Genomic DNA, 15,019 nt, shown 5'->3' on the forward strand with positions numbered 1-15,019 from the left:
ATCACAATGCCTCGCTTTGCTGCGGCAATGCCGGAAACGCCTTGCCTGGTTTGCGCCGACGGACGAACCATCGCAGCACATCATGCGCAACGCCGCCAAGGCCGCGCGGCATGAACAGAACGACCAGCACGAAGATGAGACCGATGATCGCCTTCCATGCCTCGACCAGCGCTTCGGTCTCGCTGACCTCCGCCTCGATCATGTTGATCAGGATCGCGCCGACGCAGGCGCCAAGCAGGGAGGAGCGGCCGCCGACGGCAGCCCAGACCACCATCGTCACGGAGAAGGACAGATCCATGAAGGTCGGAGAGGCGAACTCCGCGACGACCACGTAGAGCATGCCGGCAACGCCGGCGATTCCCGCCGAAATGACAAAGAAGAACACCTGGTAGAGCGAGACGTCGAAGCCGAGATACCGGGCACGCACATGATCGTCGCGGATCGCCTGCAGGATCATGCCCGCGCGGGTTTCAACGATGAGGCGGGCACCGATGAGCGTCAGCGACAGGCATGCGGCACACAGATAATAGGTCGCCCGGCTATAGGGATCGAATTCGATGCCACCGATCGTCAGCCAACCAAGATCCGTCAGGCCGTTGAAGCCGTTTGTCACCGGTTGCGCATCGACCATGACGAGACGGACAAGCAGAACGAGCGCCAGCGTGATGATCGAGACGAAAACGCCGGAAATGCGCTTGCGGAAAACCAGCATGCCGAGTGCTCCGGCAATCACCACCGGAAGCACGATGCCGAGCACGAGACCCACCGACTGGCTTTGAAACGGAAGCCAGAGGAAGGAGCCCTTATTGATGCAGCAAAGCTCCGTCGGCGCGCCGGGCTCGGCATTCCAGAGCATGAAGTCAGGAACCGGTTTGTCGGAGCCCTGTTGGAGACTGGTCAGGCTCGACAGCTTCAGCGACATGGCCAGCATGTATGCGCCGAGACCGAAAAATAGCCCCTGGCCGAGATTGAGAATACCGGCATATCCCCATGTGAGGGCGATGGCGACGCCCAGCATGCCGTAGACCAGGTATTTCGAAATGCGGTTCAGCCAGAATTCGTCGCCAAAAACGGGCGCTGCAAAAATCACCGCGATGAAGAGCACATAGGCGGCGACCTGGAATTTCCGTTCGATGCTCATGTCAGCGCCCCTTGAACGAGAACAGCCCGCTGGGCTTGACGAGAATGACGAGAATGACGACCCCGAACACGACGGCACGTGCCAGGATGTCGTTCGTACCAATGGCGACCAGCGCATTGATTTCGCCAAGCAGCCCTGACGACAGGATGGTGCCGAAAAGGCTGCCGACCCCGCCGGTGACGACGACCATGAAGCCGTCGACGACCATCGTCGTGCCCATGTCGGGAAAGACCGTCTTGAAGCCGGACATCATGACGCCGGCGACGCCGGCAAGGCCGGAACCGAAAGCAAATGTCATGGCGTTGACGCGTTTCACGTCGATTCCGCAGGCTGCGGCCATATTCGGGTTCCGGATGATGGCGCGAACCTGCATGCCGCCCGCCGTCCGGTAGAGAATGAACCATGTCGCCAGTGTCAGCGCGGCGGTAACGGCGATGATGAAGGTGCGGTAGGCGTTGATGTCAGCGCCGGCAAGCCTGAACGTGCCCTGCAGGTAGGCAGGCACCGCGACGTTCTGCAGGCCGGCCCCAAGACCTTCGACATGAATGCCGAAAAAGGATAGGCCGAATTCGAGGCGCACGGCCTGCTGCAGGAGGATGGCGATCCCCCAGGTGGCGAGAAGCGTGTCCAGCAGACGGCCATAAAGCCGCCGGACGACCAGCCGCTCGATCAGCAGACCGAGCAGGGCCGTCACGACGAAGGCCAGCGGGATGGCGAGCAGAAGGCTTGCCTTCAGCCAGATGCCGGAGAGGACGGCGACATAGGCGCCGATCATGACCATCTCTCCATGAGCCATGTTGATGACGCCCATGGCGCCGTAGGTGATGGCAAGGCCGAGCGCCACCAAAAGAAGGATCGAGCCGAGACTGAGGCCGATAAACAGAATGTCGAGCATAGCGCCACCGTTCGTGAGAAGGCCGGGCCGAACTCTCCTGCGCCTTCCCCATCCTGACGGCAGGATGACAGCTCGCGGAGGAAGAGAGGGCCGGCCTTCGAGACATGATCCCGCCATCCATGGATGGCGGGACGACGCGGGGAGGGGTCAGCCCTTGAGCTTTGCGGCGTCGAGACCGTTGCTGGTGCAGAACAGATTGCTCTCCGTCTCGCCATAGGCCGAATAGGGCAAAGGCTTGATCGGCGCCGGGTAGGCGTTCACCACCTTGCTCTGGCCGTCCGCCTGCCATTGCCCGATGCGCGGCGTCAGCCAGCAATGCAGGTTGTCGGGGTCGGTGGTCACCTTGCCGCCGGGTGCTTCGTAGGTTTGGCCGCGAATGCCGGCCCTGATCGCGTCAGCCGAAAGATCGCCGGACTTTTCGACGGCCTGCTTCCACAGAAAGACCTGGAAATAGGCTGCTTCGAGAGAATGGTAGGTGACGGCTTTCGGATCGTTGACGAAGGTCCTGAAGCGGTCGATGAAGCTCTTGTTCGCCGGCGTGTCGATCGACATGAAATAGGGGAAGGAGGTGTAGCTTCCGGCCGCATATTCGGCGCCCATCGCGGCGATTTCGATTTCGGAGGTGACCGTCGCGCAGATCGGCAGAACCTCCTGCGAGAGCCCTTGGTTCTTGAACTCTCGGTAGAAGGCGATGATGGAGTCGCCGACCACGTTGGACAGAACCACGTCGGCGCCCGACTCCTTGATCTTGCTGACCATGACGGCCCATTCCGAATGGCCGAGTTCCAGATATTCATCCGCCACCCATTCGGCGCCGGCCGCCTCGATCAGCTTCTTGGAAACCTTGGCCATTTCGCGAGGATAGACATAGTTCGAGCCGACGATGAAGAATTTCTTCTTGCCCAGTTTCTCGACGATCCAGGGAATGTAGTTGGCGAGCTGCTGGTTCGGAACGGCGCCGGAATAGACGACGTTGCGCGAGCACTCGAAGCCTTCGTAATGCGTCTGGTAGAATAGCATCGCGCCGCGTCGCTCGAAGATCGGCAGCACGGCCTTGCGGCTGGCCGATGTGTGGCAGCCGAACACGGTCGAAATTTTGTCCTTGAGGATCAGTTTCGAAGCCTTCTCGCTGAAGGTTTTCGGATCGGAAGCACCGTCTTCGACGACCACCTCGACTGGGCGACCGAGAACACCGCCGGTCGCGTTGATTTCGGCCACGGCCATCATGACGCCGTTTGCCAGAAGCTTCTCGGCAACGGAAAGCCCGCCCGTCTGCGAGTAGAGAGCGCCGACCTTGATGGCATCGGCTGCGAAGGCGCGGCTGCCCAGAGCCGGCAGGGCGAGTGCGGCAGAAGCGGTCGCTGCGGTTTTCAGAAATTCTCGTCTGTTGAACACCATCTTGGTTCCCCTTTTTTGATTGGCGCGCACGGCGGCACGGCCCGCCGAACGGCAAGGCTTTCATGCCGGAAATGAGTAGAGAACTGACGTCACTGTCAGCAGACAACAAAAAACCCGCGAGGCTTGTCACAGCCTGCGGGCACCCTTGCCATCACCGCATCACGGCTGCGCCGCGTGCAACAGCGGCACATGGCTTCGTCAAACGAAGGGATGTGCCGGAGGTGTTTTGTTGGAAACACGTGAAAAACTAATCATGTTTTTGGGACGGGCGCAAGAGCTGTTCGGCGTTGATAATCGAATTGGCGATTTCATCGATCGGCACGCGCCGAGCCATCGCCTGGTCGCGCATTTCGCGATACGCCTCATTCTCGCTTGTGCCGCGATTGGCCATCAGAATGGCTTTGGCCCGGGCAAGTTTCTGGTCTCCCAGTACCTTGCGCTTGTATTTGCGTGCTTCCTTGACGAGCTTTTGCCGCTCCAGCCAGAGGTTGCGGGCGATGGCGAGATTGGTCAGCAGACCAAAGGGTTTGATCGGTCTTTCGACAATGGCGAGCGCGCCGCTTTCCAGAACGATCTGCAAGGTCGAGGGGTTTTCGTACCCGACGATGGCGAGCATGGTCGGAGCAGGATTGGGGAAAGACTTCAGCAGGCGTTCGATTTCCGGTCGCGCCTCATCTTCCATCGCGAGGAAGACGACATCTGTGCCGTGCGGCAACTCGGCAGGCACCGGCCAAAGGCAACTGACCGTACAACCGATACGGCGCAGGTGATCGACGAGAAACTCTCCTTCGGATGTCCGGGGGTGGATGACCAGAACCTTGAGGTCCCGTAAATCTCTGAGAAGGGCGAAAGACATCGTCGCTCCCTCTCAAACCTGAACACGATGCGGGAAAGTCTGCGTCAAGTCCGGGCGATATTCTCGCATGAACGGGTCTGGCGCCACCCGGAGCGACGGATCGTAGACGATGTCGTAGCCGCCCTGGGGGTTCACCCTTGCCACTCTTGGCCACAGATGCGTGTGGTTTGTCGTCCGGTCTATCTTCACCGCACCCTGCGGTGCATCGTACTCGACATCATAGAGAGCCGGCAGAAGCTGCTCAAGTCCGTCGCCACCGGCGCGCTGCAAAGCCGCCGCATAGAGATAAACCTGGAAATAAGCCGCTTCGGCCGGTGCGGTCGGAAGCATCTGCAGGCCGTATCGCTGTTGGTAAGCCGAGACGAAAGCGCGGGCGCGGGGCGTATCCAGAGAGGCGAAGAAGGGGGCTGCGGTGATATGCCCCTCGGCCACATCCGGCCGCATACGGATCACGTCCGCCTCGCTGGTCGATTGGCTCGCGATCGGCATTGTAGCCGCATCGAACCCGGCCTGCTTGAACGCCGTGTAGAAGGGAATGATACCGTCGCCGACAATCGTCGAATAAATGACATCCGGCTGTACCGCGCGAATGTGCCGGATGATCTTGGCAACGTCCTCGGTTTTGAGGTTCAGGGGAACATACATCTCGTCCAGGACCTGTCCGCCCAGCTGAAGAAACAGGTCGCTGATCGTCCGGTTGGATTCATAAGGATAGACGTAGTTCGAACCCACCAGGAAAACCCGCTTTCCATAGTGCTCGGTCAGGAAGTCGACGAGCTGGACGGAGTTCTGGTTGGGGGCAGCACCTGTATAGATGCAGTGACGGGAGTATTCGAATCCCTCGTAGAGCGTCGGGTAAAACAGCAGTGCATCACGGGCCTCGATGACGGGCAGAACAGCTTTGCGGGTGCTCGACATATGGCAACCGAAAACGACCCGGACCCGATCTTCGTCGCAAAGCTTGACTGCAAGTTCCTTGTAGAGATTGGGCGTCGATTGCGGATCGTACACGACGGGCTCGATCGTCCTGCCGAGCACGCCGCCGGCCGCGTTGATTTCGTCGATCGCCAGCAAGGTCGCGGCCCTCTGGGTTGTTTCCACGGCTCCCGTCACACCCGTTTCGGAGAACAGCACACCGACCCGCCAATTTTCTGAATGCATCATCGCCCACCAAAAAATAAAAAAGCTCCCGCCCGTTTCCGGTCGAGAGCTACCCTGCTCATGGAATATCAGCGGCTCATTGAAGCCAGCCGATCCATGATGTCAGTTTCCGTGTCCGGTGACAATAGCGGAACGAAAGGCCGTGCATGGTTATCGGCTTGCATCCTCAAGGACCATCGCAGCACCTTTCATCGCGATCATCGCGATCATCGCCGTCGGCGTATTGGTATTGCCAGAGGTGATCGTCGGCATGATCGACGCATCGATCACGCGAAGACCCGCTACCCCGTGGAGGCGCAGGCGTGCATCGACGACGGACAGCGGATCGTCCGCGCGACCCATCTTCGCGGTCCCGACCGGATGGAAGATGGTGGTGCCGATATCGCCGGCGGCCTTCGCAAGCGATGCGTCGTCGTCGCCGACGGCAATGCCCGGCAGAACTTCCTCCGGCTGGTACGGTCTCAGCGCGGGCTGTGCCATCAGCCGCCGCGTCGCGCGGATAGCGTCCGCTGCCACCCGCCTGTCTTCCGCTGTCGTCAGATAGCGCGGGGCGATGAGCGGCGGTGCGTGGGGATCGGCTGAGCGCAGCCGCACCTCGCCGCGCGACGTTGGCCTCAGATTGCAGGCGCTGACGGTGATCGCGGGAAAACGATGCAACGGTTCGCCGAACCTGTCCAAAGACAGGGGCTGGACGTGAAACTGGATGTTGGCGCGATCGTGCGACCGATCAGAGCGCATGAACAGACCGAGTTGGGACGGCGCCATGGTTAGCGGTCCACGGCGACGCAGGGCGTAGTCGATCCCCATCAGGCCACGGCGCAGAAGCGAGTGATAGGTTTCATTAAGCGTACGGGCGCCGCTGATCCTGTAGACGGCGCGTTGCTGCAGATGATCCTGGAGATTGCGCCCGACGCCGGGCCGCGCGAGAGCCGGTTCGATGCCCGCGGCAGCAAGCCATTCAGCCGGCCCGATGCCCGACCGGTGCAATAGCTGGACGGAGCCGATGGCGCCGGCACTCAGCACGACTTCGCCTCTTGCCGTCGCCGTTCTTAAGACGCCGTCGCGGATATAGCGCACCCCCGTTGCCCGACCGTCTTCGATGACCAGCCTGTCCACCAGAACGCCTGTTTCAAGCCGCAGGTTCGCCCGCGCTAAGACCGGCTTCAGAAAACCCCTTGCCGAAGACCACCGACGACCACGTTTCTGATTGACGTGAAAATAGCCGGATCCTTCATTGTCACCCGTGTTGAAATCCGCGATCTTGGCGACTCCGAGTTCCGCTGCAGCCTCCCGAACGGCGTCGAGGATCGGCCAGGAAAGACGCGGGGCCTCGACGCGCCAGCCGCCGCCTATGCCATGATGCGCGCTTTCCCCCATAAAGTGATCTTCCATCTGCCGGAAATGGGGCAGAACGTCCTGCCAGCCCCAGCCCGCAAGACCGAGGCTCGCCCATCCATCATAGTCCGCCGCCTGACCACGCATGGCGATCATTGCGTTGATCGCGGAGGAGCCGCCGATGACTTTGCCGCGCGGGTAGGACAGCGAACGGCCGTTCAGGCCGGCTTCGGCCTCCGTCTTGAACATCCAGTCGGAGCGGGGATTGCCGATGGTGAAAAGATAACCGACTGGAATATGAAACCAGATCCAGTTGTCCTTGCTGCCGGCCTCAAGGAGCAGCACGCGGTTCCTTGGGCTTTCAGACAGCCTGTTCGCAAGGATACACCCTGCCGTCCCTGCCCCCACGACAATGTAATCATAATCCCCCTCCATCGCTTTTCTCCGCCTTACGATCGATATCCAAAACGGGTTTATCGGCGACGCCACTGAAGACAAGGCGCGGAGAAGCACATACGATGTGCAAAAAGGAGTTCTGGAAAGATGGATTGGGACAATATCAGGGTATTTCTGCACATCGCTCGCACTGGCCGGGTTATCGATGCGGCAAAGGCCCTAGCGCTTGACCACTCAACTATCAGCCGCCGTCTAGCCAAGCTCGAGGAGAGCCTTGGGGTTCAGCTATTCGAACGGGCCGGGCGGCGGTTGCGCATCACGTCGGCCGGCGAAGATCTCAGACGCTCGGCGGTCAAGCTGGAATCGATCGTCCTCCAGGAGATCGGCGGGCTCGGTGCCGAGACGACAACCGGCATGACGGGCCGCGTGCGGATCGGTGCACCGGAGGGGCTCGGAGTAGGTTACCTCGGCGGACGCATTGCAGCCATCATGCAAGACTATCCGAACCTTGACATCGAGCTTGTTGCTTTGCCTCAGACCTATTCGCTTTCTTCGCGGGAAGCCGACATCGCTATTTCGCTCGATCGCCCGGAAGAAGGCAGCCTGGCGACACGCAAGCTGACCGATTATGAGTTGGGCTTTTACGCCACCCGTGACTATCTCGGGCGAAACGGCTTTCCCCAGACGCTGGACGATTTGACCGGCCACACGCTCTGCGGCTACATCGCGGGGCTTCTCCACACGAGGGAGCTTGCCTATCTCGACATTGCGGATCTGAAGCCGGCGATGCGGTTCACGAGTACGAGCATCATTGCCCAATGCGCCATGATTGAAAGCGGCATGGCAATGGGCGTTCTGCCGGCCTATCTTGCTGCAGGAAAACACCTGCTTGTCCCGGTCCTGCAGCCGTCGTTCCTCTTGCGCCGCAGCTACTGGCTGTCGGTTCATGAGGACCTTCGGCGTCATGCCCGAATTCGCAAGACTGTCGACTTACTCACCGCGGCAGTTCGAAGGGAAAGATCGTTGTTTGCTAAGGCTTCTTCGACACGCGATACGTCAGCATCGTAGCATGCCTCTATCCGGACGATCAAAAGGGGTTTCAACATAGCGTCCTATATTGTCCGCCAGCAGAGGCAGTCCGTTCTTTGGAATTCCGACATCCCTCAGGCGCACGGGCAGGTTCAGGTGTACAGGCAACAATCCCAATCCTTCGCTGAAGATCAAGAGCCGGAATTTTCAATGATGCCGAAGGTAGAGGACTGGGTTTCGGGTTCAAATCTTTTCAAGAGCTTTTAAATGCTCTCCCGCTATCGGCGCCCATTGCGGACCCATCCGAGGCATCGATCAACGATTATGTCGCCGATTTGTCGAAGGTGTCTCAGCTGTGGCTTCATCAACCGCCGCTATCTGCCGATTCGCCTTCGTGGCAACGCGGCGACCTCGTCCAGCAGCCATGCGCGGAACGCCCGACAGGGCGGAAGTCCTTCCTGCTCAGTGGCGCGACCGCATGATAGGCGCTGGTGCTTTTGACCTGATGTGAAAGGCTTGAACGAGCTGGCCATTTGCGAGCTCGGAGTCGATGAGGAAAAGCGGCGCAACGCGAGCCCCAGTCCGGCAATGCAGGCTTGGGCCATGTTGCTAAACTGTTCGAACCGCATGGCCTGCGATGGGGTGCCGTTGACTTGGAGGATTTCAAGAAATGGCTCGAGGCCTGGGACGCCATCCGCAGCAGCGACAGGCGAAGCAGATCTTCGGCCCTCACGATTGGATGTGACCTGAGAAAAGACGGGGACGCGATCGGTGCTACCATCTCGTTCATAAGAAATATGCTTTCCGCACCGGGCCAATCGGGCTGGCCGATATGAATCGCCATGTCTATGTCGTCACGGTCGAAATCAAACACGCCTATGTGGGAATGGCCGCAAAAGGAGCAACTGTTGTCGGTGGAGATGGCGAGATTTGCGCGTTGCCTTTCCCTGCGTATTTTTTAGGCGCCAAAATGTGATTTTGTGATATTTATAGAAATATCTGATCCGCTTATTCTGCCTGCGCAATAGATAAATGCTGAAAAATTCACCATTCTTGAGATCTTCGCTAGCGCCGCAGCGATCGAATTTTCCGAAAATGCACTTATAATCAACAGAATACAAGTCGTCGGAGTCGGCTTGCGACGAGAGTATGGCATTGCGGTTTTCTAATTTACGAGAGCCCATTGAAAAAGGAAAAAATGCCCGATATCGTGGAATAATAAGAAAGCCACATAAAACCACAAAAAGGGAAGCAGCTTATGAATGACATCAGCAGACGCAATTTCCTCGCCGGGCTTGGTGCGGCTGGCACGGGTGCCGGTCTCCTGCAGATCAACCCGGATTTTCTGTTCTCCTCGGCCTTTGCCCAATCGGGTAAGGCGGTGGTGTTCCTGTCGGCGGAAAACATTACGGGCAACTGGGACCCGACCGGTCACACGACGCTGTCGCAGAAGAATATCGAAGGCTTCGTCATGGGTTTCCTGACGCGGACGCCGATGACTGTCGAAAAGCCCGATGAAGTGGTCTATGAACTGGCCACCAGCATCAAGCTTCTCGATCCGAACAAGCTCGAGATCAAGCTGCGCGAAGGCGTCAAATTCCACGACGGCAAACCCTTCAAGGCCGAAGACGTCAAGGCGACCTTCGAATACGGCTCCAAGCCGGACCGCCCGGCCCAATTCTATCCCGGCCCGACCGAGACGCTTGTTATCACCACCCCTGACGACTACACGGTCATCGTCGATACCTCCAAGGGCGGATATCCGGCCCATCTGTTCATCTTCCTCGCCTCATACCTGCCGATCATGTCGGCGACCGATGTCGCCGGCGGCCCGACCGGCCCGCTGACGCAGCGCCTGAACGGCACCGGCCCGTTCAAGTTCGTCAAGCAGGAAGGCAATGCCACGATCCTCGAAGCCTATCCTGATTATTTCCTCGGTACGCCGAAGATTCCGGGCATCAGCTTCAATTTCGTCGGCGACAGCACGACACGCATGTTGTCCCTGCTCAACGGCCAGGCCTCGATCGTCGAGCGTCTGGAACCGGAACAGGTGACCTCGCTCGAGGGCAACGACAAGATCGCCATCAGCAGCGTCGTCTCGGTCGAGAACAAATATCTCTGGTTCCGCTGCTCGAAGGCGCCGTTCGACAACCCGCTCATCCGCAAGGCGGCCTGCCACGCGATCGACCGTTCGATGATCGTCGAAATTCTGGGCTCGGCCGGCCATGCTTCGTCCAATTACGTGTCGCCGGTGAAGTTCGGCTATGTCGACCTGCCGAACTATCCGGAATACAGCCCGGAAAAATGCCAGGCGCTGCTGGCCGAGGCCGGCTTCCCCAAGGGCGAGGGTCTGCCGCCGCTGGAATACATCACCTCCGTCGGCTTCTACCCGAAGACCAAGGAGTACGGCGAGGTCATCACCGCCATGCTGCAGGAACAAGGTTTTCAGGTGTCGCTCTCCGTTCTGGAAATCGCCGCCTGGAACGAACGTCTCTACGATCGTCCGGGCGGCGGCCCCGGCCATATGGTCGATTGCGGCTGGTCCACCGGTTCGCCCGAACCCGACCTCGTGCTGCGCACGCATTTCCATTCGACCTCGAAGCGCATCACCGGCATCGTCGACAAGGAACTCGACGCGACACTCGACAAGGAGCGCAGTGCCCCGTCGCTCGATGAGCGCAAGAAAATCCTGCAGACCGAAACCATGCCCATGCTTGCCGAAAAGGTGCCGGCCCTGTCACTGTTCACTTCGGTGATGATCCACGCGATGGACAAGTCGCTGGCCGGTCTCTTCATCTATCCTGACGGGTCCATGGACGCCTCGAAGGCTGCGTTCGGCTGACGCTGGCTTGCGTTTTCCGCGGCACCGGAGGCCGGCGCCGCGGAGATTTTCGTTTCGCTCATGATGTCAACAAACGACCGCGACCGTCACCGCTCAGGGCGGATCGCTCCGATTGCTGCCAGGATATGACATGTTCATTCTCAGTTTTCTGGTTCGACGGCTGGCGCAAGGTGCGCTGATCGTCTTTCTGGTGACGCTGCTTATCTTCACGCTGCTACGTGTGGTTCCCGGCGATCCGGTCCGGCTGATGGCCGGCGGCATGGCGCCGGAAGCGCTGATCGAGCAGATCGCCAAGGACATGGGCCTGCGTGATCCCATCCTCGTGCAGTTCGGCCGCTACATGAGCGGCGTCGTCAGGGGGGATCTCGGGCAATCCTTCGTGCGGCCTGCAAGCGGTGCTTCCACCGGCGGTTCCAGTTTCGGCGATTCCACCCGCGGCGAGCGCGCCGAAGTGCTAACCCTGATCGGCGACACCCTGCCGATGACGCTGCAACTCGGCGGGCTGGCAATATTTTTCGCCCTGGTCTTCTCCTTTCTCGTCGGCATTCCCGGCGGACTGGCGCCCGGACGATGGCCGGATCGCGTCGCCTTCTACATTTCCTCGATCTTCATATCGCTGCCGAACTTCTGGCTCGGCATCGTCCTTGCCATGCTTCTGTCGGTCAAGCTCGGTTGGCTGCCGGCGATCGGCTACTCCGGCTTTGCCTATACTATCCTGCCGGCGATCGTTCTTGCCGTCGAACTGGCGCCGGTGCTGATCCGGACGCTGACCGGATCGGTGGCTACCGTGATGATGGAGCCCTTCATTGCAGTCGGCAATGTCCGCGGCCTTAGCCGAAGCCGCATCATCGTCGCCCATGCGCTGCGGAATGCCTCCGTTCCGCTGCTCAACCTGATCGGCATCCAGATCAGCGGCCTGCTGGGCGGCGTCCTCGTCGTCGAATTCATCTTCGACTATCCGGGCCTTGGACTTTTGACCATCAACGCCGTGCTGCAGCGAGATTTCCCGCTGATCCAGGGGATCGCCATCGTCACCAGCGCGATCTTCGTCTTCATCAACATCGCAGTCGACCTGATTGCCACCATGATCGATCCAAGGTTGGAATATTGATGAGCGTGACAGAGACAGACATGCCGGCAAACCCGGTTCCGGCAACACAACGCGGTGCTTCGGTGGCGCGGCGTATCTGGCGGATCGCCCTTGCCTCCAACGAATTCCGTGTTGGCGCTGCCATTTTCATCGTTTTAGTTCTGGCGGCCCTGCTTTATCCGCAACTGAGCGGCATCGACCCCACGAAGATGAGTGTCGCCACGCGCCTGCATGCGCCGCCGTTCATGGGCGACAAATGGAGCTGGACGGCGCCGCTCGGCACTGACCAGATCGGCCGCGACATGCTGGTGCGCAGCCTTGTCGGCCTGCGTTACTCGTTGCTGATAGGGCTTTCCACCGTTCTCGTCATGCTGATTATCGGCTGTTCGCTCGGCACGATCGCCGGCTACTATGGCGGCCGCGTCGACATGGCGATCATGCGCCTGACCGATGCCCAGCTGTCGATCCCGATGATCATCCTGGCGATCACCGTGCTTGGCGTCTCGCGTCCGACGATCCCGGCGATCATCCTCGTCCTCGGCCTGTCGAGCTGGCCGGTCTATGCCCGCGTCACCCGCAGCGTCGTGATGACCGAGCGCAAGCGGGAATATGTGCGCGCCGCCGAAATCTATGGTGCGTCCGATTTCCGCATCATGGTGCGCCTGCTGGCGCCCTTGGTACTGCCGCCGATCGTCTTCGTGTCGGTGCTCGATGTCGCCCGGATGATGATCTTCGAATCCATCCTCGGCTTCATCGGGTTGGGCGTTCAGCCGCCGACGCCCACCTTCGGCAACATCATCGCCGACGGCCGCAAGTATCTGCTCAATGCCTGGTGGATCGCCACTATGCCGGGCGTGTTCCTGTGTCTGTGCCTGACCAGCATCAACCTGATGGGCGCATCGCTCGAACGGGCTCGCAATCGTATCTATGGAGGCAAATCGTGACTGGCACACCGCTTCTGCAGGTTCGCGATCTGAGCGTTGGCCTGGAAACGGGCGCTAGCATGCGTCCGATCATTTCCGATATCGACTTCGATCTGGCCCCGCGCGAAATTCTCGGCATCATCGGCGCGAGTGGTGCCGGCAAGACCGTGCTCTCGCGTGCACTCGTCAACTGGATCGATCCGCCGCTGAAAGTCACCTCCGGATCGGTGGTCTACAAATCCCAGAACATCCTCGATCTGCCGGCACAGAAGCTGCGCACGCTGCGCCGTGAGATCGCCTATGTCGGCGCTAATCCGGCGGGGGCTCTCGATCCGACCCTGCCGGTCGGCCAGCAGATCGTCGAGAAACTGCGCGCGGTCGCACCGGAGATTGCGCATGAGGAAGCCAGGAAGCGGGTCATCGATCTGCTTGGCGCGGTGCGCATCCCTTCGCCGCAGATGCGTTATCACGAATATCCATCGCAATTCAGCGGCGGCATGATGCAGCGCGCCCTGATCGTCGATGCGCTGGTCAGCAATCCGGCTTTCCTCGTCGCCGACAATGTGACCCAGCCGCTTGATGTTACGGTCGCCGCCCAGGTGCTGCGCCTGATGCGGGAGTTGACCACGCGTTTCGACACGGCGATCGTCTTCATATCCTCGTCGCTGCCGCTGGTGAGCGACGCTGCCGATCAGATCCTGGTGCTGGCCGAAGGCAAGGTCGTGGAGCGGCAGGCAACGAAGGCACTCGTCAACACGCCGGAGCATCCCTATACCCGCGAGCTGATCAGCCAGATCCCGAAGATTTGGACGAGCGAAGCTGTTACCATCGACCTGCCGGCTGAGACCCGCGAGCCGATCATCAGCATTCGCGATGCCACGCGTTCCTACTGGGTGCGTAAGCGCGGCACCTTTGCCAGCTACAGCACCGTGCGTGCCGTGCGCAACGTCACCTTCGACGTCTTTCCGGGCGAGAACTTCGGCATCGTCGGCGAATCCGGCTGCGGCAAGTCCACTCTCATGCGCTTGCTCAGCCGGCTGGAACGGCCCGATAGCGGCCAGGTCCTCTGCGACGGACAGGATATCACCAGGCTTTCCGGCAAGGGGCTTTTGAAATTCCGGCGCGATTTTCAGCTGGTGCTGCAGGATCCCTTCAATTCGCTGCCGCCACGCACCGCCATCGGCGCCATCATCGAGGAGCCGCTGAAGACGCACGGCATCGTAAGGGGCGCGGAGTTGCGTGACCGCGTGCTCTCCGTGATGCGTGAGGTCGGCCTGCCCGGTACGCTCTACGATGAGCTTCCGCTGGGTTTGAGTGCCGGCCAGCGCCAGTGCGTCAACGTCGCCCGCGCCATGGTGCTGGAGCCGAAGGTGTTGATCATGGACGAGACGCTGTCGTCGCTTGACCAGACCGAGCAGTTCAAATTGCTGAAGCTGTTCGAGCAGTTGCAGGCCCAGCACGGCCTGACCTATGTCTACATTTCTCACGATCTGGCGATGGTACGGCGTGTCTGCAATCGCGTTGCGGTCATGTATCTCGGCGAAGTCGTCGAGATCGCCGACAACGGCCGGCTGTTCTTCGATCCAGGCCATCCCTACACCAAGGCCTTGCTCAGCGCCGTGCCGACGCTGGAGGAGCGCCGCTACAAGCCGGAAGAGTGTCTGCTGGAAGGAGAGCCGCCAAGCCCGATCGACCTGCCGCCCGGTTGCAGTTTCGCCAGCCGCTGCCCGAACGCATTCGGCCGCTGTCACAAGCAAAGCCCGGTCCTGACCGCCCGCGGCAACAAGGATCTGGCTGCTTGCTTTTTGGTGGAAAACACGCTTTCCCATGCCGCAGCTTGAAACCGCAAATTGCATCGAAACCCGGGGGGATCAGAGGATGAAAGAAACAGCAACTGCGGCGGGACACGCCTGTTCGACAGACTTGCCCATGGGCTTGTGACCGGGAAAGCCC

The 15,019-nt window shown here is 60.2% G+C and carries 12 protein-coding genes and 1 pseudogene; 6 read left to right on the forward strand and 7 right to left on the reverse strand.

Going from position 1 to position 15,019, the window contains the following annotated elements; all coding sequences use genetic code 11:
• Position 1: 1 nt before the first annotated feature.
• From urtC to HX899_RS31715, 6 genes are all read right to left on the reverse strand, one after another.
• Positions 2–1,141, reverse strand: a complete 1,140-nt coding sequence (gene urtC, locus HX899_RS31690; RefSeq protein WP_138331143.1) for an urea ABC transporter permease subunit UrtC — start codon at positions 1,139–1,141, stop codon at positions 2–4.
• Between the two features lies 1 nt (position 1,142).
• Positions 1,143–2,036 (reverse strand): urea ABC transporter permease subunit UrtB, encoded by an 894-nt coding sequence (urtB, locus tag HX899_RS31695; RefSeq protein ID WP_138331144.1) that lies wholly within the window; start codon positions 2,034–2,036, stop codon positions 1,143–1,145.
• Positions 2,037–2,183: 147 nt separating this feature from the next.
• Positions 2,184–3,434 (reverse strand): transporter substrate-binding domain-containing protein, encoded by a 1,251-nt coding sequence (locus HX899_RS31700; protein ID WP_138331145.1) that lies wholly within the window; start codon positions 3,432–3,434, stop codon positions 2,184–2,186.
• 247 nt (positions 3,435–3,681) lie between these two features.
• Positions 3,682–4,290 carry an ANTAR domain-containing response regulator gene (locus tag HX899_RS31705; RefSeq protein ID WP_072641334.1) on the reverse strand — a complete coding sequence of 203 codons (609 nt, stop codon included), beginning with the start codon at positions 4,288–4,290 and terminating at the stop codon, positions 3,682–3,684.
• A 12-nt stretch (positions 4,291–4,302) separates the two neighbouring features.
• Positions 4,303–5,454: a transporter substrate-binding domain-containing protein gene (locus HX899_RS31710; RefSeq protein ID WP_181294273.1), complete on the reverse strand. Its 1,152-nt coding sequence runs from the start codon at positions 5,452–5,454 to the stop codon at positions 4,303–4,305.
• 147 nt (positions 5,455–5,601) lie between these two features.
• Entirely contained in the window at positions 5,602–7,221 is a 1,620-nt protein-coding gene (locus tag HX899_RS31715; protein WP_181294274.1) for a GMC family oxidoreductase, read from the reverse strand.
• A gap of 108 nt (positions 7,222–7,329) precedes the next feature.
• On the opposite strand from HX899_RS31715, the gene HX899_RS31720 reads away from it, so the two are divergent.
• Positions 7,330–8,250, forward strand: coding sequence for a LysR family transcriptional regulator (locus tag HX899_RS31720; protein ID WP_138331148.1), 921 nt, complete (start codon positions 7,330–7,332; stop codon positions 8,248–8,250).
• A gap of 335 nt (positions 8,251–8,585) precedes the next feature.
• Here HX899_RS31720 and HX899_RS35345 read toward each other — a convergent pair.
• Positions 8,586–9,097: pseudogene (locus HX899_RS35345) on the reverse strand (LysR substrate-binding domain-containing protein); the annotation flags it as partial.
• Between HX899_RS35345 and HX899_RS31725 the strand changes: the two are divergent.
• The 5 genes from HX899_RS31725 to HX899_RS31745 all read left to right on the forward strand — a co-directional run bounded on the left by HX899_RS31725 (position 9,044) and on the right by HX899_RS31745 (position 14,907).
• A complete protein-coding gene (locus tag HX899_RS31725) occupies positions 9,044–9,187 on the forward strand; it encodes a hypothetical protein (protein ID WP_181294276.1) in 144 nt (47 codons plus the stop codon). The pseudogene HX899_RS35345 and the gene HX899_RS31725 sit on opposite strands and share 54 nt — an antisense overlap.
• Positions 9,188–9,469: 282 nt before the next feature.
• Positions 9,470–11,053, forward strand: a complete 1,584-nt coding sequence (locus tag HX899_RS31730; RefSeq protein WP_181294278.1) for an ABC transporter substrate-binding protein — start codon at positions 9,470–9,472, stop codon at positions 11,051–11,053.
• A 130-nt stretch (positions 11,054–11,183) separates the two neighbouring features.
• Positions 11,184–12,164, forward strand: a complete 981-nt coding sequence (locus tag HX899_RS31735; protein WP_062942061.1) for an ABC transporter permease — start codon at positions 11,184–11,186, stop codon at positions 12,162–12,164.
• Positions 12,164–13,087, forward strand: coding sequence for an ABC transporter permease (locus tag HX899_RS31740; protein ID WP_181294280.1), 924 nt, complete (start codon positions 12,164–12,166; stop codon positions 13,085–13,087). Before HX899_RS31735 ends, HX899_RS31740 begins: the two co-directional genes overlap by 1 nt.
• Positions 13,084–14,907 (forward strand): ABC transporter ATP-binding protein, encoded by a 1,824-nt coding sequence (locus HX899_RS31745; protein WP_181294282.1) that lies wholly within the window; start codon positions 13,084–13,086, stop codon positions 14,905–14,907. The genes HX899_RS31740 and HX899_RS31745 overlap by 4 nt, the downstream gene beginning before the upstream one ends.
• Positions 14,908–15,019 lie beyond the last annotated feature (112 nt).

Source organism: Rhizobium sp. WYCCWR 11146 (genome assembly GCF_013591995.1).
Classification (GTDB): Bacteria; Pseudomonadota; Alphaproteobacteria; order Rhizobiales; family Rhizobiaceae; genus Rhizobium; species Rhizobium indicum.